The organism is Streptomyces sp. 7R007 (assembly GCF_054850255.1).
The window spans coordinates 129,499-150,386 of sequence record NZ_JBTWMV010000011.1 but is presented as its reverse complement, the minus strand read 5'-3'; the positions used below and the strand labels follow the sequence as shown (position 1 = coordinate 150,386).

Genomic DNA, 20,888 nt, shown 5'->3' with positions numbered 1-20,888 from the left:
CGTGACGGACGAAGAGGGACCCGGTATGGACGTGACCATCTGGGCCACGCTCGACGAGCAGGCGCCCGTGCCGCGCGGGGACCTCGTCGTCCACTGGTTCCGTACCGCGATCGACCTCCTCTTCTCCGGCGACGCGAAGGAGACCGGCGACTCGTACGCGCTCGTCACCGAATCGATCAGCGGCGGGCGGGAGACCCGGCTCAAGGACGTCAGGGAGAACTGGCCGGCGCTCGCCGACGCACTGCGCCCGAACCCCTTCCACGCGAGCGCCGGCTTCCACGCGCCCTCGGTGGACGAGGAGGAATGGGTCGACGACTTCGGGCGCGTCGGCAGCCGGCACAAGGGCCGCGGCGGTACGCACACCGAGCTCTCCGCGGCGGTCCTGGCCGGCGACCGGATCGGTGACCCCGCCTACTGCGCAGGCCTGCTCGACTTCCTGGCCACCGCCCTCGACGGCGCCGACCCGGTCTTCGCGCGCGTCGACCACCGCAACTTCCACGAGACCCCCGACCTGGAGGCGGCGCTGCGGCGGACCCACCGCAGGTACCTCGCCGAGTCCCGCACCCACCTGCGCGGCTACTCCTGGATCACGGGCGTCCCGTCCGAACTCGCCGCCCGCCTGGGCGGCGCCTCGCGCCTCACGGCCACCGGCGCCTTCCACGCCGTACGGGAACTGCGCGGCGGCGGCCTCCTGCTCCAGGCGACGGAGACACTCGCCGGGTACGACGACCGGGCGATGCGCGCGGTCTTCCGCGCACTCGCACCGGCGCTCCCACCGGGCATCCCCGAGGCCGACCCCGCCAGGGAGCACCTCCGGGTGGTGTTCGAGGACGCGAGCGGGGTCTGAGGAGGATCCGGTGAACCCGCTGGACGCGCTCATCCGGGAGCACGTGACCCCCGTGATGAAGGCGGCCGGCTTCGCGAAGAAGGGCAGGACCTTCCGGCGGGCCGCTCCGAACGGGGATCACGCGTTCCTGCACATCGACGCGGACCTGGTCGATCCCGAGAAGTTCGTCTTCGAGGTGAGCTTCTGGATGGTGCCGCTGCCGAGCTGGGAGTTCGCCTACCGGGCCCGCGGCGGGGCGGGCACCCCCAACGCCAGCGGCGCGCTCGCGACCTGCAAGGTGACACCGCCGGACGTGGCCGCCCACGAGTCCGACGAGGAGGGGTACTTCCGCAGCCGCTGGGCTTTCGCGGAACCGGACACGCGTGACGCCTGCGGTCGGGAACTGGCCCGGATCCTCGACGAGCAGGCCGTGCCGCGGATGGTACGACTGCTGGACCGACGCACCCTGCTGGGGGAGACCCGCACCAACCCGAACGACGAGTTGGTGCGGCTGCGGGACGCCCTTACGAGCGAGATCCTCCTGCGTATCGACGACGATCCGGTCGCGGAGGTGGGCGCCCTCGTGGACAAGGCCGAGGCCGACGGCGCCTTCCCGCCTTTCGTCGACTGGGCCCGACTCAGGTCGGCCTGAGAACTCAGCCCACCAACCCCAACTCCCGTGCGATCAGCAGGCGCTGGACCTCGCTCGTCCCCTCCCCGATCTCCAGGATCTTCGAGTCGCGCCACATGCGGGCCACCGGGTACTCGTTCATGAAGCCGTAGCCGCCGTGGATCTGGGTGGCGTCGCGGGCGTTGTCCACGGCGATCGTGGAGGAGTACAGCTTGGCCAGCGCGGCCTCCTTCTTGAACGGGGCGCCGCTCACCAGGCGGGCGGCCGCGTCCCGCCAGGCGAGTCGGGCGGTGTGGGCCTTCATCTCCATGTCGGCGATCTTGAACTGGATCGCCTGGTTGGCGCCGATGGGCCGGCCGAAGGCGTGCCGCTCCTTGGCGTACTTCACCGACTCGTCCACACAGCCCTGCGCGAGCCCGGTGGCCAGCGCCGCGATGGCGACCCGGCCCTCGTCCAGGATGCGCAGGAACTGGGCGTAGCCGCGGCCCTGTTCGCCCAGCAGGTTGGCGGCGGGCACCCGGACGTCCTGGAAGGACAGCTCGCGGGTGTCCGAGGCGTTCCAGCCGACCTTGGAGTACGGCGCCGCGACCGTGAAGCCCGGCGTGCCGGTGGGGACGATGATCGCGGAGATCAGCGGACGGCCGTCGGCCTTGCGCCCGGTGACCGCGGTGACCGTCACCAGTCCCGTGATGTCCGTGCCCGAGTTGGTGATGAAGCACTTCGTGCCGTTGATCACCCACTCGCCCGTCGCCTCGTCCAGGCGGGCCGTGGTGCGGGTCGCCCCGGCGTCGCTGCCGCCGTCCGGCTCGGTCAGGCCGAACGCGCCCAGGATCTCGCCCGAGCACAGCCGGGGCAGCCACGCCCGCTTCTGCTCCTCGGTGCCGAAGAGGTGGATCGGCATCGCGCCCAGCGAGACGCCGGCCTCCAGCGTGATGGCGACGGACGAGTCGACCCGGGCCAGCTCCTCCAGGGCCACGCCGAGCGCGAGGTAGTCGCCGCCCATGCCGCCGTACTCCTCCGGGAACGGCAGCCCGAACAGGCCCATGCGGCCCATCTCACGGACGATCTCGTAGGGGAACTCGTGGTGCTCGTAGTAGTCGCCGATCTTCGGCGCCACCACCTCGTGGGCGAACTCCTCGACGGTGCGCCGGAGTTCCTCCAGCTCGGGGGAGAGTCGGTAGTCCATGGCTGTGATCACTGCTCCTGGTGGGAGAGGGCGCGGACGGTGCGGGACGGGCTGGGTCGGCCCAGTTGGCCGGCCATCCACACGCTGGTGGCGACGAGACGGCCGAGATCGACTCCGGTGTCGATGCCGAGACCCCGGAGCATCCACACGAGGTCCTCGGTGGCGAGGTTGCCGGTGGCGGACTTGGCGTACGGGCAGCCGCCGAGGCCGCCGGCGGAGGCGTCGACGGTGGTGACGCCGTGCTCAAGGGCGGCCAGGGTGTTGGCGAGCGCCTGGCCGTAGGTGTCGTGGAAGTGCACGCCGACCTTCTCGACGGGGACGTCCAGCGCGGTCAGCAGCGCCCGCACATGGCCCGGTGTCGCGACGCCGATCGTGTCGCCCAGGCTCAGCTCGTCGCAGCCCATGTCCAGCAGGGCCCGGCACACCCGCACCACCTGCGGGACGGGCACCGCGCCCTCCCAGGGGTCGCCGAAGCACATGGAGAGGTACCCGCGCACGTGCCCGCCCTCGGCCTTCGCCCGCCCGACCACCGGCTCGAACATCGCCAGCGCCTCGTCGACCGTGCGGTTGAGGTTGGCCTTGGCGAAGGACTCGGTGGCGCTGGCGAAGACGGCGACCCGGCGGGCGCCGAGGGCGAGGGCGCGGTCCAGGCCGCGCTCGTTCGGGACGAGCACCGGCAGCTCGACGGGCAGGTCCGCGACCTGCGGGAACAGCTGCTCGGCGTCGGCGAGCTGGGGCACCCACCTCGGGTGCACGAAGCTGGTCGCCTCGATCGTCGTCAGCCCCGCGTCGGCCAGCCGGCGGATGAACTCCGCCTTGACCTCCGTCGGCACGGTCGCCTTCTCGTTCTGCAGCCCGTCACGCGCGCCGACCTCGTGGATCCGCACCCGCGGGGGCAGGCCCTGGGCCGGTACGACCATGGGGAGAGTCACTTGGCCTCCTCTGCCGGGCTTTCCAGCGGTGTGATGACGGCGAGCACCTGGTCCATGGCGACCGCCGTGCCCGGTGCGACGTCCAGCTCGGCGACCGTGCCGGCGTGCGGGGCGGAGACGACGTGCTCCATCTTCATCGCCTCCACGACCAGCAGGCTCTGACCGGCGGCCACCTCGTCGCCGACGGCGACCTTCACGACCGTCACCGTCCCGGGCATGGGCGCGGTGAGCGAGTCGGCGCCCGCGTGGGCGGCGCGGCCGAGGGAGGCGGCGACCGGGTCGTGGTCGCGCACGTGCCAGGCGTCGCCGTCGCGGCCGAGCCAGTCGGCGGCGCGGTGGAAGGTGTGGCGGACGCCGTCGAGGGTGACGGAGACGGTGTCGGCGGTGACGGTGTGGGTGCCGCGCGGGGCGTACTCCACCGGCTCGTCGACCCGCAGCGGGAAGGCGACGGGCTTCGGCGCGCCGCCCAGGCGCCAGCCGCTCGGCACCGAGAACGGGTCCGTCCAGCCGTCGCCGCGCGGCCGCAGCGCGTCCAGGCGTACGGCCGCGGCGGCCTCGTACACCTCCTCCGGCACGTCGGCCGGCACCAGCGCGTCGGCCTCCCGCTCGACCAGACCGGTGTCCAGCTCGCCCGCCACCACCGCCGGATGCGCCAGCAGCCGCCGCAGGAACCCGGCGTTGGTCTGCACGCCCAGCGTGACGGTCTCGGCCAGGGCCGCGCGCAGCTTCCTGATCGCCGTCTCCCGGTCCGGGCCGTACGCGATCACCTTGGACAGCATCGGGTCGTACAGCGAGCCGACCTCGGCGCCCTCGCTGAGCCCCGAGTCGGTGCGCACGCCGTCGCCCTGGGGCTCGCGGAGCCTGAGCACCGTGCCGCCGGTGGGCAGGAACCCGCGGGCGGGGTCCTCGGCGCACAGCCGCGCCTCGATCGCGTGCCCGGTCAGCGTGATGTCGTCCTGCCCGTACGGCAGCCGCTCGCCCGCCGCCACCCGCAGCTGCCACTCCACCAGGTCGAGCCCCGTGATCAGCTCGGTCACCGGGTGCTCCACCTGGAGCCGGGTGTTCATCTCCATGAAGTAGTACGACGAAGGGTCGCCGCCCGGCACGATGAACTCCACCGTGCCCGCGCCGACGTACCCGCACGAGCGGGCCGCCTGCACCGCGGCCTCGCCCATCGCCGCGCGCGTGGCCTCGTCGAGGAGCACGCTGGGCGCCTCCTCGATGATCTTCTGGTGCCGGCGTTGCAGCGAGCACTCGCGCTCGCCGAGGTGGACGACGGTGCCGTGGCCGTCGGCCAGCACCTGGATCTCGATGTGCCGGGGCCGGTCCACCCACCGCTCCACCAGCAGCGTGTCGTCCCCGAAGGAGGCGCGGGCCTCGCGGCGGGCGGCGGCGATCTCCTCGTCCAGCGCGGACAGGTCCCGCACCAGCCGCATGCCCTTGCCGCCTCCGCCGGCCGACGGCTTGAGCAGTACGGGGGCGCCCAGCTCGCGGGCGGCCTCGGCCAGTTCGGGGTCGCGTCCGCCGGGGACGACCGGCACGCCGGCCGCCCGCACCGTCTCCTTGGCGCGGATCTTGTCGCCCATCAGGGCGATGGCCTCGGCGGGCGGCCCGATGAAGACCAGCCCGGCGTCGGCGCACGCGCGCGCGAAGCCGGCGTTCTCGGCGAGGAAGCCGTACCCGGGGTGGACCGCCTGGGCGCCGGTGCGGGCGGCGGCCTCCAGCAGCCGCTCGACGGACAGATAGCTCTCGGCCGCCGGTGCCGGGCCGATCCGGACCGCCGTGTCGGCCTCCCGCACGTGCCGCGCGTCGGCGTCCGCGTCGGAGAAGACGGCCACCGAGCGCACGCCCAGCGAGCGGAGCGTGCGGATCACCCGGACGGCGATCTCGCCCCGGTTGGCCACCAGTACCGTGTCGAACATGGGTTCCCTCCCCGTCACATCCGGAAGACGCCGAACTGGGGGTCACCCAGGGGCGCGTTGGCGCAGGCGGTCAGCGCGAGGCCCAGCACCTGCCGGGTCTCCAGCGGGTCGATCACGCCGTCGTCCCAGAGCCGGGCGGTGGCGTAGTAGGCGTTGCCCTGGCGCTCGTACTGCTGCCGGATCGGCGCCTTGAAGGCCTCTTCCTCCTCCGCGGGCCACTGCTCGCCGCGCGCCTCCAGCTGGTCCCGCTTGACCGTGGCGAGGACGGAGGCGGCCTGCTCGCCGCCCATGACGGAGATCTTGGCGTTGGGCCACATCCACAGGAAGCGCGGCGAGTACGCCCGCCCGCACATCGAGTAGTTCCCGGCGCCGTACGAGCCGCCGACCACCACCGTCAGCTTCGGCACGCGCGTGCACGCGACCGCCGTGACCATCTTGGCGCCGTGCTTGGCGATGCCGCCCGCCTCGTAGTCCCGGCCCACCATGAAGCCGGAGATGTTCTGCAGGAACACCAGCGGGATGCCGCGCTGGTCGCACAGCTCGATGAAGTGGGCGCCCTTCTGGGCGGACTCGGAGAACAGGATGCCGTTGTTGGCGACGATCCCGACCGGGTGGCCGTGGATCCGCGCGAACCCGGTGACCAGGGTCTGCCCGAACTCGGACTTGAACTCCGCGAACCGCGAGCCGTCGACCACGCGCGCGATGACCTCGCGGACGTCGTACGGGGTGCGGGGGTCGGCGGGGACGGCGCCGTAGAGGCCGTACGGGTCGACCTTGGGCTCGACGACCGGGGCGACCTCCCAGGGCAGCTCCCCGCGCGCGGGGAGGGTCGAGACGATGGTGCGCACGATCCGCAGCGCGTGCGCGTCGTCCTCCGCCAGGTGGTCCGTCACCCCGGAGACGCGGGAGTGCACCTCGCCGCCGCCCAGTTCCTCGGCCGTGACGACCTCGCCGGTGGCCGCCTTCACCAGGGGCGGGCCGCCCAGGAAGATCGTGCCCTGGTTGCGCACGATCACGGCCTCGTCGCTCATCGCCGGGACGTACGCCCCGCCGGCCGTGCAGGAGCCGAGGACCGCGGCGATCTGCGGGATGCCGGCTGCGGACATGCGCGCCTGGTTGTAGAAGATCCGCCCGAAGTGCTCGCGGTCCGGGAAGACCTCGTCCTGCAGGGGCAGGAAGGCGCCTCCGGAGTCGACCAGGTACAGACACGGCAGGCGGTTCTCCAGGGCCACCTCCTGCGCCCGCAGGTGCTTCTTCACCGTCATCGGGTAGTACGTCCCGCCCTTGACGGTGGCGTCGTTGGCGACGATCACGCACTCGCGGCCGCTCACCCGCCCGATCCCGGCGATCACACCGGCCGCCGGGGCCGCCCCGTCGTACATCCCGTCGGCGGCCAGAGGCGCCAGCTCCAGGAACGGCGAGCCCGGGTCGAGCAGCGTGTCCACCCGGTCCCGGGGCAGCAGCTTCCCGCGCGCGGTGTGCCTCGCCCGCGCCTTCTCGCCGCCGCCGAGGCGGGCCGCGGCCAGCTTGCCGCGCAGTTCCTCGGCGAGCGCGCGATGCGCCCGTTCGTTGGCTCGCCAGGCCTCCGACGCGGGGTCGGCCGCGCTGTGGAGCTCCGGTGCCTCGTGCATCCTGCGGTCCCCTCACCCAGTGGTCGACTGTTAATGAGCGTTAACCATTTCCATCAGGTTAACGACCGCTAACCTCCCTGTCTAGAATTGCCTCCATGGCCACCAGAACCGACGCCCCCACCCGCCGCGAGCAGATCCTCAAGGAGGCCGCCCGGCTCTTCGCCGAACGCGGCTTCCACGGGGTCGGAGTCGACGAGATAGGCGCCGCGGTCGGCATCAGCGGTCCCGGCCTGTACCGGCACTTCGCCGGCAAGGACGCGATGCTCGCCGAACTGCTGGTCGGCATCAGCGGTCAGCTGCTGACCGGGGCCCGGCAGCGGCTGAAGGAGGCCGACGGCGTGCCCGCGGAGGCGGTCCTCGACTCGCTGATCGAGGGGCACATCGACTTCGCGCTCGACGACCGCCCCCTGATCACCCTGCACGACCGCGAGCTGGACCGCCTCCGGGACAGCGACCGCAAGCTGGTCCGGCAGTTGCAGCGGCAGTACGTCGAGCTGTGGGTGGAGGTGCTGCGCGAGGTGTACCCGGACGTGGCGGAACCGGCGGCGCGCTCGGCCGTGCACTCCGTCTTCGGCCTGCTGAACTCCACCCCGCACCTGGGCCGCGCGGGCACCCTGCCGGGCCGCGGGGCGACGGCGCGGCTGCTGCACCGGATGGCGCGGGGGGCGTTCGAGGCCGCCGGGGCGTGACGAGCGTTACGGGCGTTCTCCCCTGGACGCCCCTGCCTACTCGCCGGTACCTTGGTTCTCTGAGCAAGCGCTTAGATATGCGCTCGGACAGCCCAGGCGAAGGAGGAGTGCGGTGCGCCGTACGGTGTTCAACGAGGACCACGAGGCGTTCCGGGAGACCCTGCGGGCCTTCATCGAGGCCGAGGTCGTTCCCGTCTACGACGAGTGGTTCGCCGCGGGCCAGGCGCCGCGCGACTTCTACTACAAGCTCGGCGAGCTGGGCATCTTCGGCATCAACGTGCCCGAGGAGTTCGGCGGCGCGGGCCTGGACACCCACAAGTTCGAGGCCGTCCTCTACGAGGAGACCGCCCGCGCGGGCGTCCAGTTCGGCGGTTCCGGCGTGCACGTGCTGCTCGCCCTGCCGTACATCAAGATGCTCGCCACCGACGAGCAGAAGAAGCGCTACCTGCCGAAGTTCGTCACCGGCGAGGAGATGTGGGCCCTGGCGATGACCGAGCCGGGCACCGGCTCCGACCTCGCGGGCATGAAGACCTCCGCCAAGCTCTCCGAGGACGGCACGCACTACGTCCTCAACGGCGCCAAGACCTTCATCACCGGCGGTGTGCACGCCGACCGCGTGATCGTGGCCGCCCGCACCTCCGCGCCCTCCGCCGAGGACCGCCGCTTCGGCATCTCCCTGTTCGCCGTCGACACCAAGTCCGAGGGCTACTCCATCGGCCGCAAGCTCGACAAGCTCGGCCTGAAGACCTCCGACACCGCCGAGCTGGCCTTCGTCGACGTCAAGGTCCCGGTCGAGGACCTGCTCGGCGAGGAGAACAAGGGCTTCTCCTACCTCGGCCACAACCTCGCCTCCGAGCGCTGGGGCATCGCCTTCGGCGCCTACGCGCAGGCCAAGGCCGCCGTCCGGTTCGCCAAGGAGTACGTCCGGGAGCGCACCGTCTTCGGCAAGCCGGTCGCCTCCTTCCAGAACACCAAGTTCGAGCTGGCCGCCTGCCAGGCCGAGGTGGACGCCGCCGAGGCCGTCGCCGACCGCGCCCTCGAAGCCCTCGACGCCGGCGAGCTCACCCCCGCCGAGGCCGCCTCCGCCAAGCTGTTCTGCACCGAGGTCGCCCACCGCGTCATCGACCGCTGCCTCCAGCTGCACGGCGGCTACGGCTTCATGAACGAGTACCCGATCGCGCGTCTGTACGCGGACAACCGCGTCAACCGCATCTACGGCGGCACCAGCGAGATCATGAAGACGATCATCGCGAAGGACATGGGCCTGTAAGCCGCGCGCAATTACTGGCCGGTACAACTAAAGCCATGAGCCAGGCACTACAGGATCTCCTCGATCTGCTCGACCTGGAGCAGATCGAGGAGGACATCTTCCGCGGCCAGTCCCGCTCCGCCGTCGTCCCCCGCGTCTTCGGCGGCCAGGTCGCGGCCCAGGCGCTCGTCGCCGCCGGGCGCACGGTCCCCGCCGACCGGCACGCCCACTCCCTGCACGCGTACTTCCTGCGCCCCGGCGACCCCGGAGCGCCCATCGTCTACACCGTCGAGCGCATCCGCGACGGCCGCTCCTTCACCACCCGGCGGGCCATCGGCGTCCAGCACGGCCGGCCGATCTTCGCGCTGTCGGCGTCCTTCCAGACGTACGAGGACGGCCTGGAGCACCAGGCCCCGATGCCGCCCGCGCCCGACCCGGCGACGCTGCCCACCTCGCCGGAGCGGCTGCGCGGCTACGACCATCTGGACCCGGCGGTGGTGGAGAAGTTCCTCCAGGCGCGGGAGGCCATCGACCTGCGCTACGTCGAGGAACCGCCGTACGGGAGGTTCGGCGCGCCGCGCGAGCCGCACTCGCAGGTGTGGTTCCGCACCAACGGCAAGCTGGACGACGACCCCCTCCTGCACGTCGTCCTCGCCACCTACGTCTCCGACATGACCCTGCTCGACTCGGTCCTGCTCGCGCACGGCCGCGGCGGCTGGGCGGTCGGGGACGTCGTCGGCGCCTCGCTGGACCACGCCATGTGGTTCCACCGGCCCTTCCGGGCCGACGAGTGGCTCCTGTACGACCAGGAGTCCCCGTCGGCGTACGGCGGCCGGGGCCTGGGCCAGGCCCGCATCTACACCCAGGACGGCCGCCTCGCCATCTCGGTGATCCAGGAGGGCGTGGTGCGCGTCCCCCGCGGGCACGGCCCCGGCGAGGGCTGAGGAGCTAGTCCCTCAGCCCCGCCGCCGTCAGCAGGTACGCCGTCAGCGGGTCGTAGTAGCGCGGGCTGACCACGTGGTCGTCGAGAGGGACCGTCACCTGGACGGTCCCCTCCGCCTCACCGAGGAACAGCGCCGGGTCGTTGCAGTCGGCGTAGCCCACGGAGTCCACGCCGTGCTGGGCCGCGTACCCCGCCCAGCCGTGGTCGGCGACGACCAGGTCCGGCAGCGGGCGGCCCGCGCGCTCGAGTCCCGTCAGGATCGCCCTCATCGGCTCCCCGGAGTGCGTGTGCCACAGGCTCGCGCCGTGCTCCAGCACCGCCACGTCCGCGAACTGCATGACGTACCCCTCCTCCGTCTGCAGCCCCTCCGGGATGACCACGATCTCGCAGCCGGCGGCGCGCAGCGCGGCGGCCGTCTCGTGGTGCACGTGCAGCAGGCCGCCCGGGTGGCCGGTCGCGAACAGCACCCGCTGCCGCCCCTCGGCCGCCTTGCGCAGCCGCGCCGCCATCCGCTCCAGCGCGTCCACCGTCAGCTCGGGGTCGATGGTGTCCTGGCCGTAGCGGTACTCCGGGTCGTCGTTGACGCCCACCCGTTCCGCCATCACCGCGAGCACGTCCTGCTCGTCGCTCCAGCGGTCGCCGAGTTCCAGGCCGAGCCAGTAGTGCCGGTCGCCGTTGGCCAGCTTGCGGTAGTGGGAGAGGTTGTTCTCACGGGGCGTGGCCACCTCGCCCGCGATGCGGGTCCTGACGAGGTGGTCGACGAGCTCGGCGCGGCTGGGGGTCCCGGGTATCGGCATGCGTCCCATTGTGGAGCAGGCGACTGTGCGCGTCCCCGACGTCCCGCACGCTGGGACGCGGGTCACTCGGCGGGTCGTCCGGGCTGCCGCAGCGCGAACCACAGCTCCATGCGGACGTCCGGATCGTCCAGGTCGGCGTCGAGCAGCGCCGCGCACCGGGCGATGCGCTGGCGGACGGTGTTGCGGTGCACGGACAGGGCGACCGCCGTACGGTCCCAGCTGCCGTGCAGGGACAGCCAGGTGCGCAGGGTCTCGGTGAGGGCCGGGGTGGCGGCGATCGGCGCGAGCAGGGTGCGGGCGTGGGCCTCGGCCGCGTCCGGCGGGACCAGATCGCCGAAGCCGGCGCGGGCGCGGTGGCGGACCAGGGCGGTGCGGGTGGCGCGGGCGCGGGCCAGGGCGCGGGCCGCCTGGAGGTCGGCGGCCGGCCAGTCGGCGGGGGCGGCGGGCGCGCTGACGCCCAGGGTCCAGCCGGAGTACGGGGCGGGCGTGCGGTCGGCGGGCACCAGGACCCGTACGACACCGTCGGCGAGGTCCACCAGCGGCGACCCGAGGGCCGCGCCCAGGGCGGAGGCGGCCACGGTGTCGGGGGCCTGGGCGTCGGGCCGGGCGTGCACCACGACCCACCGGCCGCCGCCGAGCAGCGGCGCCACCTCCTCGGGCGCCGCCCCCAGCAGCAGCCGCACCAGGGCCGCCGAGCGGGCCGCCCCGGTGCCGCTCTGCCGCTCCCCGGTCAGCAGGGACAGCAGGACGGCGGCGACCGAGGCGATGGTGTGGTCGCCGGCCTCGCGGCCCGGCGTGGCGACCCCGAGCACGAAGCCCTGTCCGGCCCCGAGGGCGTAGGCGGCGAGGTGGGCGCCGGCGACGGTGTCGGTGGCGGAGGTGGGGGTGCCGGGGCCCGAGGGACGCACGACCCGGGCGAGCCCGGCGAGCGCGTCCGCCGCCACCCCGTCCGGCTCCCCTCCCGCCGTCGCGATCACCGTGCCCTCCGGCCCGTAGAGCACCGCCCGCCCGCCGAGGCGGCGGGCCAGCCGGCGCAGGACCGAGGGGACCGGGTCGGGGCGGGAGGCCGCGGCGGCGAGGCTCTGCTGGGCCTCGGTCACGCGGCGGAGCTCGGCGAGACGGGCCTGGGCCATCAGCTGCCAGACCGCGCGGGCCACGCCGGAGAACGTGGTCTGCGGCGGGACCTCGACGAGCGGCAGCTCGTAGGCGTCGCAGGCCGCCACCAGCGCCCGCGGCACGCTGTCGTGCACCGGCGCCAGCCCGAAGCCGAGGGCCGCGCCGCCCGCCGCCACGATCCGGGAGACGTAGTCGTCGAAGTAGGTGCCGGTGCCGGCGGCCTCCGGGATGTGCACCCCGGCCGTCAGCAGCAGCTCGCCGCCGAGCAGGTACGGGTAGGGGTCGGCCATCTCCGAGGTGTGCGCCCAGTGGATGACGGCCGCCGGGTCGGCGGGCCCCGCGATCTGGCGCAGGGCGAGGTCCTCGCGGGCCAGCAGGGCGGCCAGGGGCACGGGCGGTGTGGGCGGAACGGCGGGCTCCGACATATGTGCGTTCCCTCCGTCCCGTACGGCTCGAATGGAGGAAACGTACACTTCGCAGTCGCTTTCCGGCCACCTAGTGTCGAGGCACGTCACCCGCCGGCGAGTCCGAGCGAAGGAGGGCTCCGTGGCCGTCGACTGCACCGGCACCATGGCCGCGATCGTGCTCGGCGGCGCGTCCACCATCGGCGGCGTCGGCCTCGGCTACCGGTACGGCCGTCGGCGGCCTCGCGGTCGTCGGCCTGATGGCGGGCCACGGCATCCTCGCCAACGAGCCCGTCTCCTACGGCCTGCTCGCCTCCCTGGCCGCCTATGTCACCGTGTCGCTGGCGACGCGGCCGACCGACGCGGCGGTGCCGGCCGCCTGGCGCGAGCGCCTAGCCGGGCGCGGCGCCCCCGAACTCCTGTCCGAGCCGGTGCCGGCTCCCCGGTAAAGTCGTAGAACAAAGCAGTGCATACGCGATGAAGCGTAGGAAAGAAGGCATCACCTCATGAGCGGCAACGAGACGCCCCGCGGCCCCGTCGACTCCTCCCGCATCCCGCGGTACGCCGGTCCCGCCACCTTCGCCCGGCTGCCCCGGCTGGACGAGGTCGGCCGCACCGACGTCGCCGTGGTGGGCGTGCCGTTCGACTCGGGCGTCTCCTACCGGCCGGGTGCCCGCTTCGGCGGCAACGCGATCCGCGAGGCCTCGCGGCTGCTGCGGCCGTACAACCCGGCGCAGGACGCCTCCCCGTTCGCGCTGGCGCAGGTGGCGGACGGCGGGGACATCGCGGTGAACCCGTTCGACATCCACGAGGCCGTCGAGACGATCGAGGCCGCCGCCGACGAACTCCTCGGCACCGGCGCCCGGTTGATGACCCTCGGCGGCGACCACACCATCGCCCTGCCGCTGCTGAGGTCGGTCGCCAAGAAGCACGGCCCCGTCGCCCTGCTCCACTTCGACGCCCACCTCGACACCTGGGACACCTACTTCGGCGCCGAGTACACGCACGGCACGCCGTTCAGGCGGGCGGTGGAGGAGGGCGTCCTCGACACCTCGGCCCTCTCGCACGTGGGCACCCGCGGCCCCCTCTACGGCAAGCAGGACCTCACGGACGACGAGAAGATGGGCTTCGGCATCGTCACCTCGGCGGACGTCATGCGGCGCGGTGTGGACGAGGTCGCCGACCAGCTGCGCGAGCGCGTCGGCGACCGGCCCCTCTACATCTCCATCGACATCGACTGCCTCGACCCGGCCCACGCACCCGGCACCGGCACGCCCGAGGCGGGCGGCATGACCTCCCGCGAGCTGCTGGAGATCCTGCGCGGACTGGCCTCCTGCCACCTGGTCTCCGCCGACGTCGTCGAGGTGGCCCCCGCGTACGATCACGCGGAGATCACGTCGGTGGCCGCGTCCCACACGGCGTACGAACTGACCACGATCATGTCCCGCCAGATTGCCGAGGCCCGCGCGAAGTGACCCACGACCACGACCTGGAACTGCGCCCGACGGCCGCCCAGACCGAGGCGGCGCTGAACCCTCCGCCCGGCCGGCGCGGCGGAGACCTGGTCGTGGAGACGCTGGCCGGGCTCGGCGCGACGACCGTGTTCGGGCTGCCCGGCCAGCACGCGCTCGGCATGTTCGACGCGCTGCGCCGCTCCTCGCTGCGGTACGTGGGCCTGCGCGTGGAGAACAACGCCGGGTTCGCGGCGGACGCGTACGGCCGGATCACCGGGGAGGCGGCGCCGCTGCTGCTGTCCACCGGGCCGGGCGCGCTGACGTCCCTGGCGGCGCTGCAGGAGGCGCGCGCGGCCTCCGCCCCCGTCCTGGCGATCAGCAGCCAGGTCCCGACGCCCGGCCTGGGCGGCGGCCGCCACGGCTACCTGCACGAACTTCCCGACCAGGCCGCCTCGTTCCGGGGCGTGGTGAAGTCCGTCCACACGGTCCGCACGCAGTCCCAGATCCCGTCGGCGATCGCGGAGGCCTGGACGTCGGCCCTCTCGGCTCCGCACGGCCCGGTGTGGGTGGAGATCCCGCAGGACGTCCTGCTGGCCGAGACCGCCGTCCCGGTGGTGACCGGCGGCGACGCCTTCCCCGAGGAGCTGCCGCCGCGCCCCGAACTGACCGCCGTGGCCGCCGACTTGCTCTCCCGTGCCGCCCGCCCGGCGATCATCGCGGGCGGGGGAGTGGTACGGGCGGACGCCGCGGGCAAGCTGAGGCGGCTCGCGGAGAAGCTGAACGCCCCGGTGGTGACCACCTTCGGCGGCAAGGGCGCGTTCCCCTGGACGCATCCGCTCTCCCTCCAGTCCTGGCTGGAGGACCGCCACACCACGGACTTCCTGGAGGACGCGGACGTCCTCCTCGTCGTCGGCTCGGGCCTCGGCGAACTCTCCTCCAACTACCACACGTTCAGGCCGCGCGGCCGGATCGTCCAGATCGAGGCGGACCTCGGCAAGCTGGAGTCCAACCACCCGGCCCTGGGCATCCACGCGGACGCCCGCCTCGCCCTCCAGGCCCTGCTGGAGACGGTCTCCGAACGTGCGGACCCGACGGCCCCCGAGCGGGTCCGCACGGTCCTGGCGAAGGTCTCCGAGCGCCTCGCCGCCCAGGAACTCACCCTCGAACAGGACCTGTTGACGTCCATCCGGCGCGCCCTGCCCGCCGCCTCGCCATCCTTCTGGGACATGACGATCCTGTCCTACTGGGCCTGGTCCGCCTTCGACCCCGAGGGCCCCAACACCATGCACTCCGCCCAGGGCTCCGGCGGCCTCGGCTACGGCTTCCCGGCGGCGCTCGGCGCGGCGGTGGCCGACCCGACCCGCCCGGTGCTGGCGGTGTCGGGGGACGGCGGCGCGCTGTACTCGATCGCGGAGCTGGCCACGGCCCGCCAGTACGACCTGGACGTCACCTGGCTCATCGTCGACGACGGCGGCTACGGCATCCTGCGCGCATACATGACGGACGCCTTCGGCGAGGCCACGGCGACCGAGCTGACCCGCCCGGACTACGTGGCGCTCGCCGAGTCGTTCGGGGTCCCCGGGGCCCGTACGACCCCGGAGACCCTGGAGGCGGACCTGGCGAAGGCGCTGTCCCGGCCCGGCCCCTCGGTGCTCGTCCTCCCGGCGCTGCTGCGGATGTTCGCGCCGACGCACCTGGCGGACTGACCGGCGCCTACCAGATCGCGTCGACCCACTCCGGGTGGTCGACGAACGGGTTCCGGTTGTGCTGGTAGGTGCTGTAGATGACGTTGTTGCGGTTCTCCTCGAAGGAGTCCGGCGGGTCCTCGTCGTTCCACTGCTTGAGGACCGAGAGCTTGCCGATGTAGGGGGTCGAGCCGTTGTTGACCTTGTCGTCGGGTTCCAGGTTCGCGAATCCGTCGTCGCCCTCGTAGCGGACGGCCATGTAGAGGATCATGCGGGCGACGTCGCCCTTGACGGCGTCGCGCGGCTCGAAGGAGTCCGAGTCGGCCTTGCTGCCGCCGCTGTTGGTGAAGGTGGAGCCGCCCTCGTCGAAGTCGAGGTTGCCGCGCTTGGAGTTGACGGCGACGTCCTCCGGGCGGATGTGGTGCAGGTCGGTGCCGGGGCCGGTCGAGGTGGTGAGGTCGCCGTGCGAGATGGCCCAGACGTGCTCGCGGTTCCAGTCGCCGCTGTCGCCGCCGTTGAGCGACTTGCTGCGGGAGATGCCGGAGTAGAGCAGGATCACGTTGGAGCTGTTGTTCGGGTCCTGGTCGGTGACCTTCAGCGCGTCCCACAGGGCCGAGTACGACAGCTTCGTCACGCCGGTGCTGATGATCGTGTGCAGTGCGGACTTGAGGCTGGTGCCGGTCTTGCCTACCGCGTTCTTGTAGTACGTCGCGTCGTACGCGGTCGTCGTGGCGGCGGCCGGGGTCGCCGTCAGGGCCGGGGCGGTGAGGCCGACCAGGACGGCGGCGGTGGCCAGCGCCACCGACTTCCAGCGCCGTATGCGTGTCGCCAGCATAAAGAGTGTCCCATCTACGCGGGTTGACCGGAGGCGGCAGAAGGGAGAGTGACATGGACATGAGGTCCTGGCAATGAACGGGACGTTAAAAACGGCCCCCGACCGTGTGGTCGGGGGCCGTGGGCGACCGGTTCCGGTCAGCCGACGTCGGACGGGTCCAGGCGGTACAGGGAGGCGGAGCTGGTGCTCGACGCCGAGTCCGAGGACGACGTCGAGGCCGAACTCCCGCTGTACGCGCTCTCCTTGACCGCGGTGCCGTGCTGCTTCACCCAGTTCGACACCGCGGTGCTGAGGCTGTTGCCGCCGCCGGGGCCGCCGCCCATGCCGCCGCTGCCGATCTGGATGTAGTGCAACTCGCCCTTCTTCACGAGCTCCTTGAGCTTGGCCACCGTCATCGCGTTGTCGGAGCCGGTGAAGCCCCACATGGAGATGACCGGTTCCCTGGCGCTCAGCTCGATCTGCGCCGCGCTCTGCGAGTTGGACACCGCCAGCAGCCACTTGGCGCCGTCCTGGTGCTTCTTCAGGTACGCGATGAGCTCGCTGGACGCGCCGCCCATACCGCCGCCCATGCCACCGCCGCCGAAGCCGCCGCGCTGCCCCGCCTCGCCGGTGCCGCCGGGAGCCTGGCCGCCGTCGCCCTGCTGGGGCAGCTCGCCGCTGCCGCCGCCCGGCGTCATCTGACCGCCGCCCGGCAGCTCGCCGTTCGGCTGACCCCCGCCGGGGAAGCCGCCCTCGGGACCGCCCCCGGCCTGGTTGTTCTGCCCGCCCTGCCGGGTGCCGCCCGGCAACTCGCCGCCGCCGGGGAAGCCGCCCCGGTCGCCGCCACCGCCGGGACCGCCGCCGAAGCCGCCGCCCGTGGAGGGGCCGGCCGTCGGGTTGGTGCCGCCCATGCCGCCGCCGGCCGAGGAGCCGAACGCCGGCGAGGCGGCGTACGCCGTCGGGCCCGCCAGGGCCGCCACGACCGCCGCGGCGACGGACGCGGTGAGCAGCCGGGCCCGGTTGCCGGACCGGAAGACGAGCAGGCCCACGACGGCCAGGACCATCACCACGGCGACGGCCGGCCACAGCCAGGTGTTCCAGCCGGAGGCGCGGCGCAGCAGCACGACCGCCCAGATCCCGGTGACGCCGAAGGCGGCCGGCAGCACCCACGCCCAGCGCTTGTCGCGGCGGAAGGCGTCCAGCAGCATCACACCACCGCCGCCGCACAGCGCCGCGATGCCCGGGGCGAGCGCGGTGGTGTAGTACGGGTGCATGGTGCCCTGGGCAGTCGCGAAGATCACGTAGTGGAGCAGGGTCCAACCGCCCCACAGGACCAGGCCCATGCGGCGCAGGTCGGTGCGCGGGGCCCGCCCGCACAGCACCAGACCGGCGACCAGGGCGATGCCGGCGAAGGGCAGCAGCCAGGAGATCTGGCCGCCGAGGATGTCGTTGAACATCCGGCCCAGGCCCGCGGTGCCGGAGAAGCCGCCCCCGCCGCCCCCGCCCCCGCCGTTGCCCTCGCCGCCGAAGACGCGGCCGAGACCGTCGTAGCCCATGATCAGGTCCCAGGCGGAACCGTCCGTGGAGCCGCCGATGTAGGGCCGTTCGGAGGCCGGGACCAGGGAGACGGCGACGGCCCACCAGAAGCTGGAGACGGCCAGCACCACCGCGGCCAGCAGCAGGTGGACGACCCGCTTCACCCACGGCGCCCTGGAGGCGTAGACGTAGACCGCGAAGACCGCCGGGAGCGCGATCCAGCCCGCCAGCAGCTTGGTGTTGAAGGCGAGGCCGAAGCAGGCCGCCGCGCCGAGCAGCGGCAGCAGCCTGTCGTCCCGGGTGGCGCGGAAGGCCAGGGCCGCGCCCGCGACCATCAGGAACACCAGGAGGGTGTCGGGGTTGTTGTCGCGGTTGATGGCGACGGTGATCGGGGTCAGCGCCAGCACCAGCGCGGCGACGGCCGCCGCGCCATGGCCCCACACCCGCTTCACGGTGGAGTGCAGGATCCAGATCGTGGCGAGGGCGGCCAGGATCTGCGGCAGCATCATCTGCCAGGTACCGAAGCCGAAGATCCGGCACGACAGGCTCATGACCATGGTCGCGAACGGCGGCTTGTCGACCGTCAGGAAGTTGCCCGGGTCCAGCGAACCGAAGAACCAGGCCTTCCAGCTCTGCGTGCCGGCCCAGATGGCGCCGCTGTAGAAGGTGTTGAGGCCGGAGCCGGAGAGGTTCCAGGCGTACAGGACCGCCGCCAGGGCCAGGATCGCGAGCAGCGCGGGCAGCGACCAGCGCGGTGCCTTGTCCGGGGGGGCCGCGGGTGGGGTGGGCGGCGGCCAGTCGGCGGACACGGTGTCGGTGTGGGGGAGCGGATCGGTGGCAGAAGTCACCCGGGCATCGTGCAGAGGCGGGGTGGGTGCGCGCTGTGCCGAAGCTGGCTCCCGCCTGTGAACAGCCAAAGGGAACCGTAATGGCCGGTACGGACTTCTCCCGACGCGACGGGCTTCTCGTACAACCTTTCACTCGAACCTGTGCGTCAACAGGGCATGACTCACGGGATCTCCAGACGCCTGCTGACCCTGGGCCTCGGCGTCCTCATACCCTGCGTGGCCGCCGTGCCCGCGTCCGCGGCCACCGCACCGGCCGTCACCTGCTCGTCCGCCAAGGCGGGCCTGGCCACCAAACTCCAGAAGGACATCACCGCCGCCCTCGCGAACCGCAAGGGCACCGTCGCGGTCGGGCTCTACGACCGCTCCACCAAGACCACCTGCTCCCTGCGGCCCACCTACTCCTACGACTCGGCCAGCGTCGTCAAGGTGACGATTCTGGCCACGCTGCTGTGGGACGCGAAGAAGCACAACCGGTATCTGACCGACCGTGAGGTCTCGCTCACCAAGGCCATGATCACCAAGTCGGACAACTCCGCGGCCAGCACGCTGTGGAAGCAGCTCGGCCTGACGAAGATCAAGGGCTTCCTGGCCGCCGCCGGCATGACGAAGACCGTCCCCGGCGCGAACGGCTACTGGGGGCTGACCCAGATCAACGTCACCGACCAGCAGAAGCTGCTCAAGCTCATCACCGCCAGGAACACGGTGCTGAGCGACAACTCCCGCACCTACATCCGCAAGCTGATGAGCCAGGTCATCTCCTCCCAGCGCTGGGGCACCCCGTACGGCGCCCCCTCGGACGTCACGGTCCACGTCAAGAACGGCTGGCTGCAACGCTCCACGCACGGCTGGCGCGTGCACAGCGTCGGCACCTTCAGCGGCGGCGGCCACGACTACATGATCACGGTCCTCACCTGGGGCAACAGCACGATGACCTACGGCATCAACACCATCCAGGGCGTCGCCAAGGCCATCCACAAAGACCTCGGTTCTGTCTGACCCCTCGCCGCCGGGCCCGCCCTCCGGGCGGACGAGGGAAGGGGTCGGACAGGACCTGCGGCGAGTTGACCCCTGCCGGTCTCCCGTTCGTCACCGGGCCCGCCTACGGTGACGTCCATGCGCCTGAGAACCGTACTCGCGACCGCCACCGCGGCCCTGGCGGCGGCCACCTGTCTGACCGCCGCCGGGCCCGCCAACGCACAGCAGGGCAACGCCTGTTCGTCGTCCGTCTTGCTCGACGGGTTTTCCGACGCCCTCGACAAGACGACGTACGACGGCACCTTCGTCGGCAACTTCTCCGCGCTCGCGGTGGACAGGGACGGCTCGATCGCCGCCCTGGAGGACCGCTCCTCCCTGTTCAGCCTGGACGCGAGGACCCTCGCCCCGCAGCGCGTCGTCCCGCTCGCCGACGAGAACGGCGCCGCGCTGGACAGCGAGGGCCTGGTCGTCGACCGGGACGGCACCCGGCTGATCACCTCGGAAACCGAGCCGTCGATCCGCCGCTACAGCACCGACGGCACGATCCTCGACCGCCTCCCGGTGCCGTCCTCGCTGCTCGTCGCCCCGGCCGGACGCGCCACCTCCAACCTGACCTTCGAGGGCCTCACCCTGCTGCCCGGCGGGCACACCCTGCTGGCCTCGATGGAGGGTGCTCTCAGCGGCGACAGCTCCACCCTGCTGCGCTTCCAGACCTGGCAGCGCACCAAGGGCGGCCACTTCCGGCTCTCCGCGCAGTACGCCTACCCCGTGGACGCCGGTCTCGGCGTGCCCGAGGTGCAGGCCACGCCCGACGGCCGGCTGCTGGTCCTGGAGCGCGGGTTCACCTCCGGCGTCGGCAACACCGTCCGCCTCTACCTCGCCGACCCGCGGCACGCGACGGACACCAGGGGCGTCGAGAACCTCACGGGCCAGACGGGCGTGCGGCCGATCGGGAAGACGCTGCTCGCCGACCTCGCCTCCTGCCCCTCCCTCGGCGCCACCGCCAAGCAGCCCCAGCCGAACCCCCTCCTCGACAACATCGAGGGCATGACGATCACCGGCCGCGACGGGAACCGGCTCAAGGTCCTCCTGGTCAGCGACGACAACCAGAACGCCGTCCAGACGACGCGGTTCTACCGCCTGCGGGTGCGGATCTGACCCCGATGCCCCGTTTCGCCCCCCGTTTTGTTGCGGAGGGATGAAATCCGCTTCGTTCCGCGTTGGTGCCTTCCGGAAGATCAGGACTCCTG

The 20,888-nt window shown here is 72.6% G+C and carries 17 protein-coding genes and 1 pseudogene; 10 read left to right on the top strand and 8 right to left on the bottom strand.

Annotation, left to right across the window (positions count from 1 at the left end; translation table 11 throughout):
- Position 1: 1 nt before the first annotated feature.
- Positions 2 to 847 (top strand): hypothetical protein, encoded by an 846-nt coding sequence (locus ACYF6T_RS17155; RefSeq protein ID WP_461697308.1) that lies wholly within the window; start codon positions 2 to 4, stop codon positions 845 to 847.
- Positions 848 to 857: 10 nt separating this feature from the next.
- The gene (locus ACYF6T_RS17150) at positions 858 to 1,478 is read left to right on the top strand and encodes a DUF4304 domain-containing protein (protein ID WP_461697306.1); all 621 of its coding nucleotides are present in this window, start codon (positions 858 to 860) and stop codon (positions 1,476 to 1,478) included.
- A gap of 4 nt (positions 1,479 to 1,482) precedes the next feature.
- Here ACYF6T_RS17150 and ACYF6T_RS17145 read toward each other — a convergent pair whose 3' ends face one another.
- From ACYF6T_RS17145 to ACYF6T_RS17130, 4 genes are read right to left on the bottom strand one after another with little or no spacing between them, the layout of a single operon-like run.
- A complete protein-coding gene (locus ACYF6T_RS17145; protein ID WP_461697304.1) occupies positions 1,483 to 2,643 on the bottom strand; it encodes an acyl-CoA dehydrogenase family protein in 1,161 nt (386 codons plus the stop codon).
- 8 nt (positions 2,644 to 2,651) lie between these two features.
- Positions 2,652 to 3,575 (bottom strand): hydroxymethylglutaryl-CoA lyase, encoded by a 924-nt coding sequence (locus tag ACYF6T_RS17140; RefSeq protein WP_461697303.1) that lies wholly within the window; start codon positions 3,573 to 3,575, stop codon positions 2,652 to 2,654.
- Positions 3,572 to 5,497, bottom strand: coding sequence for an acetyl/propionyl/methylcrotonyl-CoA carboxylase subunit alpha (locus ACYF6T_RS17135; RefSeq protein ID WP_461697301.1), 1,926 nt, complete (start codon positions 5,495 to 5,497; stop codon positions 3,572 to 3,574). The genes ACYF6T_RS17140 and ACYF6T_RS17135 overlap by 4 nt, the downstream gene beginning before the upstream one ends.
- A gap of 14 nt (positions 5,498 to 5,511) precedes the next feature.
- Positions 5,512 to 7,128, bottom strand: a complete 1,617-nt coding sequence (locus ACYF6T_RS17130; protein WP_461697299.1) for a carboxyl transferase domain-containing protein — start codon at positions 7,126 to 7,128, stop codon at positions 5,512 to 5,514.
- A 95-nt stretch (positions 7,129 to 7,223) separates the two neighbouring features.
- On the opposite strand from ACYF6T_RS17130, the gene ACYF6T_RS17125 reads away from it, so the two are divergent.
- The 3 genes from ACYF6T_RS17125 (at position 7,224) to ACYF6T_RS17115 (ending at position 10,010) form a co-directional block, all read left to right on the top strand.
- Positions 7,224 to 7,817 (top strand): SACE_7040 family transcriptional regulator, encoded by a 594-nt coding sequence (locus ACYF6T_RS17125; protein ID WP_461697298.1) that lies wholly within the window; start codon positions 7,224 to 7,226, stop codon positions 7,815 to 7,817.
- A 112-nt stretch (positions 7,818 to 7,929) separates the two neighbouring features.
- Complete coding sequence (locus ACYF6T_RS17120) at positions 7,930 to 9,087, top strand: acyl-CoA dehydrogenase family protein (protein WP_461697296.1); 1,158 nt, start codon at positions 7,930 to 7,932, stop codon at positions 9,085 to 9,087.
- Positions 9,088 to 9,122: 35 nt separating this feature from the next.
- Positions 9,123 to 10,010, top strand: coding sequence for an acyl-CoA thioesterase (locus ACYF6T_RS17115; protein ID WP_461697294.1), 888 nt, complete (start codon positions 9,123 to 9,125; stop codon positions 10,008 to 10,010).
- Between the two features lie 4 nt (positions 10,011 to 10,014).
- Here the strand turns inward: ACYF6T_RS17115 and ACYF6T_RS17110 are convergent, their stop codons facing one another.
- Entirely contained in the window at positions 10,015 to 10,806 is a 792-nt protein-coding gene (locus ACYF6T_RS17110; protein WP_461697292.1) for a phosphatase, read from the bottom strand.
- A 62-nt stretch (positions 10,807 to 10,868) separates the two neighbouring features.
- The gene (locus ACYF6T_RS17105) at positions 10,869 to 12,347 is read right to left on the bottom strand and encodes a PucR family transcriptional regulator (protein WP_461697291.1); all 1,479 of its coding nucleotides are present in this window, start codon (positions 12,345 to 12,347) and stop codon (positions 10,869 to 10,871) included.
- 209 nt (positions 12,348 to 12,556) lie between these two features.
- Between ACYF6T_RS17105 and ACYF6T_RS17100 the strand changes: the two are divergent.
- The 3 genes and pseudogenes from ACYF6T_RS17100 to ACYF6T_RS17090 form a co-directional block, all read left to right on the top strand.
- Positions 12,557 to 12,775: pseudogene (locus ACYF6T_RS17100) on the top strand (sodium:solute symporter); the annotation flags it as partial.
- A gap of 57 nt (positions 12,776 to 12,832) precedes the next feature.
- Complete coding sequence (speB, locus tag ACYF6T_RS17095) at positions 12,833 to 13,801, top strand: agmatinase (protein WP_461697290.1); 969 nt, start codon at positions 12,833 to 12,835, stop codon at positions 13,799 to 13,801.
- Positions 13,798 to 15,486, top strand: a complete 1,689-nt coding sequence (locus ACYF6T_RS17090) for a thiamine pyrophosphate-binding protein (protein ID WP_461697289.1) — start codon at positions 13,798 to 13,800, stop codon at positions 15,484 to 15,486. The genes speB and ACYF6T_RS17090 overlap by 4 nt, the downstream gene beginning before the upstream one ends.
- A 7-nt stretch (positions 15,487 to 15,493) precedes the next feature.
- On the opposite strand, the gene ACYF6T_RS17085 is transcribed toward ACYF6T_RS17090, so the two are convergent.
- Both ACYF6T_RS17085 and ACYF6T_RS17080 read right to left on the bottom strand, forming a co-directional pair.
- Positions 15,494 to 16,300, bottom strand: coding sequence for an endonuclease I family protein (locus ACYF6T_RS17085; protein WP_461697287.1), 807 nt, complete (start codon positions 16,298 to 16,300; stop codon positions 15,494 to 15,496).
- Between the two features lie 137 nt (positions 16,301 to 16,437).
- On the bottom strand, positions 16,438 to 18,663 hold the full coding sequence (locus ACYF6T_RS17080; protein WP_461697285.1) for an ArnT family glycosyltransferase: 2,226 nt from the start codon (positions 18,661 to 18,663) through the stop codon (positions 16,438 to 16,440).
- 156 nt (positions 18,664 to 18,819) lie between these two features.
- On the opposite strand from ACYF6T_RS17080, the gene ACYF6T_RS17075 reads away from it, so the two are divergent.
- On the top strand, positions 18,820 to 19,659 hold the full coding sequence (locus tag ACYF6T_RS17075) for a serine hydrolase (protein WP_461697283.1): 840 nt from the start codon (positions 18,820 to 18,822) through the stop codon (positions 19,657 to 19,659).
- A 117-nt stretch (positions 19,660 to 19,776) separates the two neighbouring features.
- On the top strand, positions 19,777 to 20,796 hold the full coding sequence (locus tag ACYF6T_RS17070) for an esterase-like activity of phytase family protein (RefSeq protein ID WP_461697282.1): 1,020 nt from the start codon (positions 19,777 to 19,779) through the stop codon (positions 20,794 to 20,796).
- The last annotated feature ends 92 nt before the right edge of the window (positions 20,797 to 20,888 follow it).

Bases quoted from the DNA above. Each gene is read 5' to 3' on its own strand.
- ACYF6T_RS17145 (WP_461697304.1), bottom strand. From the start codon at position 2,643: ATGGACTACCGACTCTCCCCCGAGCTGGAGGAACTCCGGCGCACCGTC.
- ACYF6T_RS17135 (WP_461697301.1), bottom strand. From the start codon at position 5,497: ATGTTCGACACGGTACTGGTGGCCAACCGGGGCGAGATCGCCGTCCGG.
- ACYF6T_RS17130 (WP_461697299.1), bottom strand. From the start codon at position 7,128: ATGCACGAGGCACCGGAGCTCCACAGCGCGGCCGACCCCGCGTCGGAG.
- ACYF6T_RS17125 (WP_461697298.1), top strand. From the start codon at position 7,224: ATGGCCACCAGAACCGACGCCCCCACCCGCCGCGAGCAGATCCTCAAG.
- ACYF6T_RS17115 (WP_461697294.1), top strand. From the start codon at position 9,123: ATGAGCCAGGCACTACAGGATCTCCTCGATCTGCTCGACCTGGAGCAG.
- ACYF6T_RS17110 (WP_461697292.1), bottom strand. From the start codon at position 10,806: ATGCCGATACCCGGGACCCCCAGCCGCGCCGAGCTCGTCGACCACCTC.
- ACYF6T_RS17105 (WP_461697291.1), bottom strand. From the start codon at position 12,347: ATGTCGGAGCCCGCCGTTCCGCCCACACCGCCCGTGCCCCTGGCCGCC.
- speB (WP_461697290.1), top strand. From the start codon at position 12,833: ATGAGCGGCAACGAGACGCCCCGCGGCCCCGTCGACTCCTCCCGCATC.
- ACYF6T_RS17085 (WP_461697287.1), bottom strand. From the start codon at position 16,300: ATGCTGGCGACACGCATACGGCGCTGGAAGTCGGTGGCGCTGGCCACC.
- ACYF6T_RS17075 (WP_461697283.1), top strand. From the start codon at position 18,820: ATGACTCACGGGATCTCCAGACGCCTGCTGACCCTGGGCCTCGGCGTC.
- ACYF6T_RS17070 (WP_461697282.1), top strand. From the start codon at position 19,777: ATGCGCCTGAGAACCGTACTCGCGACCGCCACCGCGGCCCTGGCGGCG.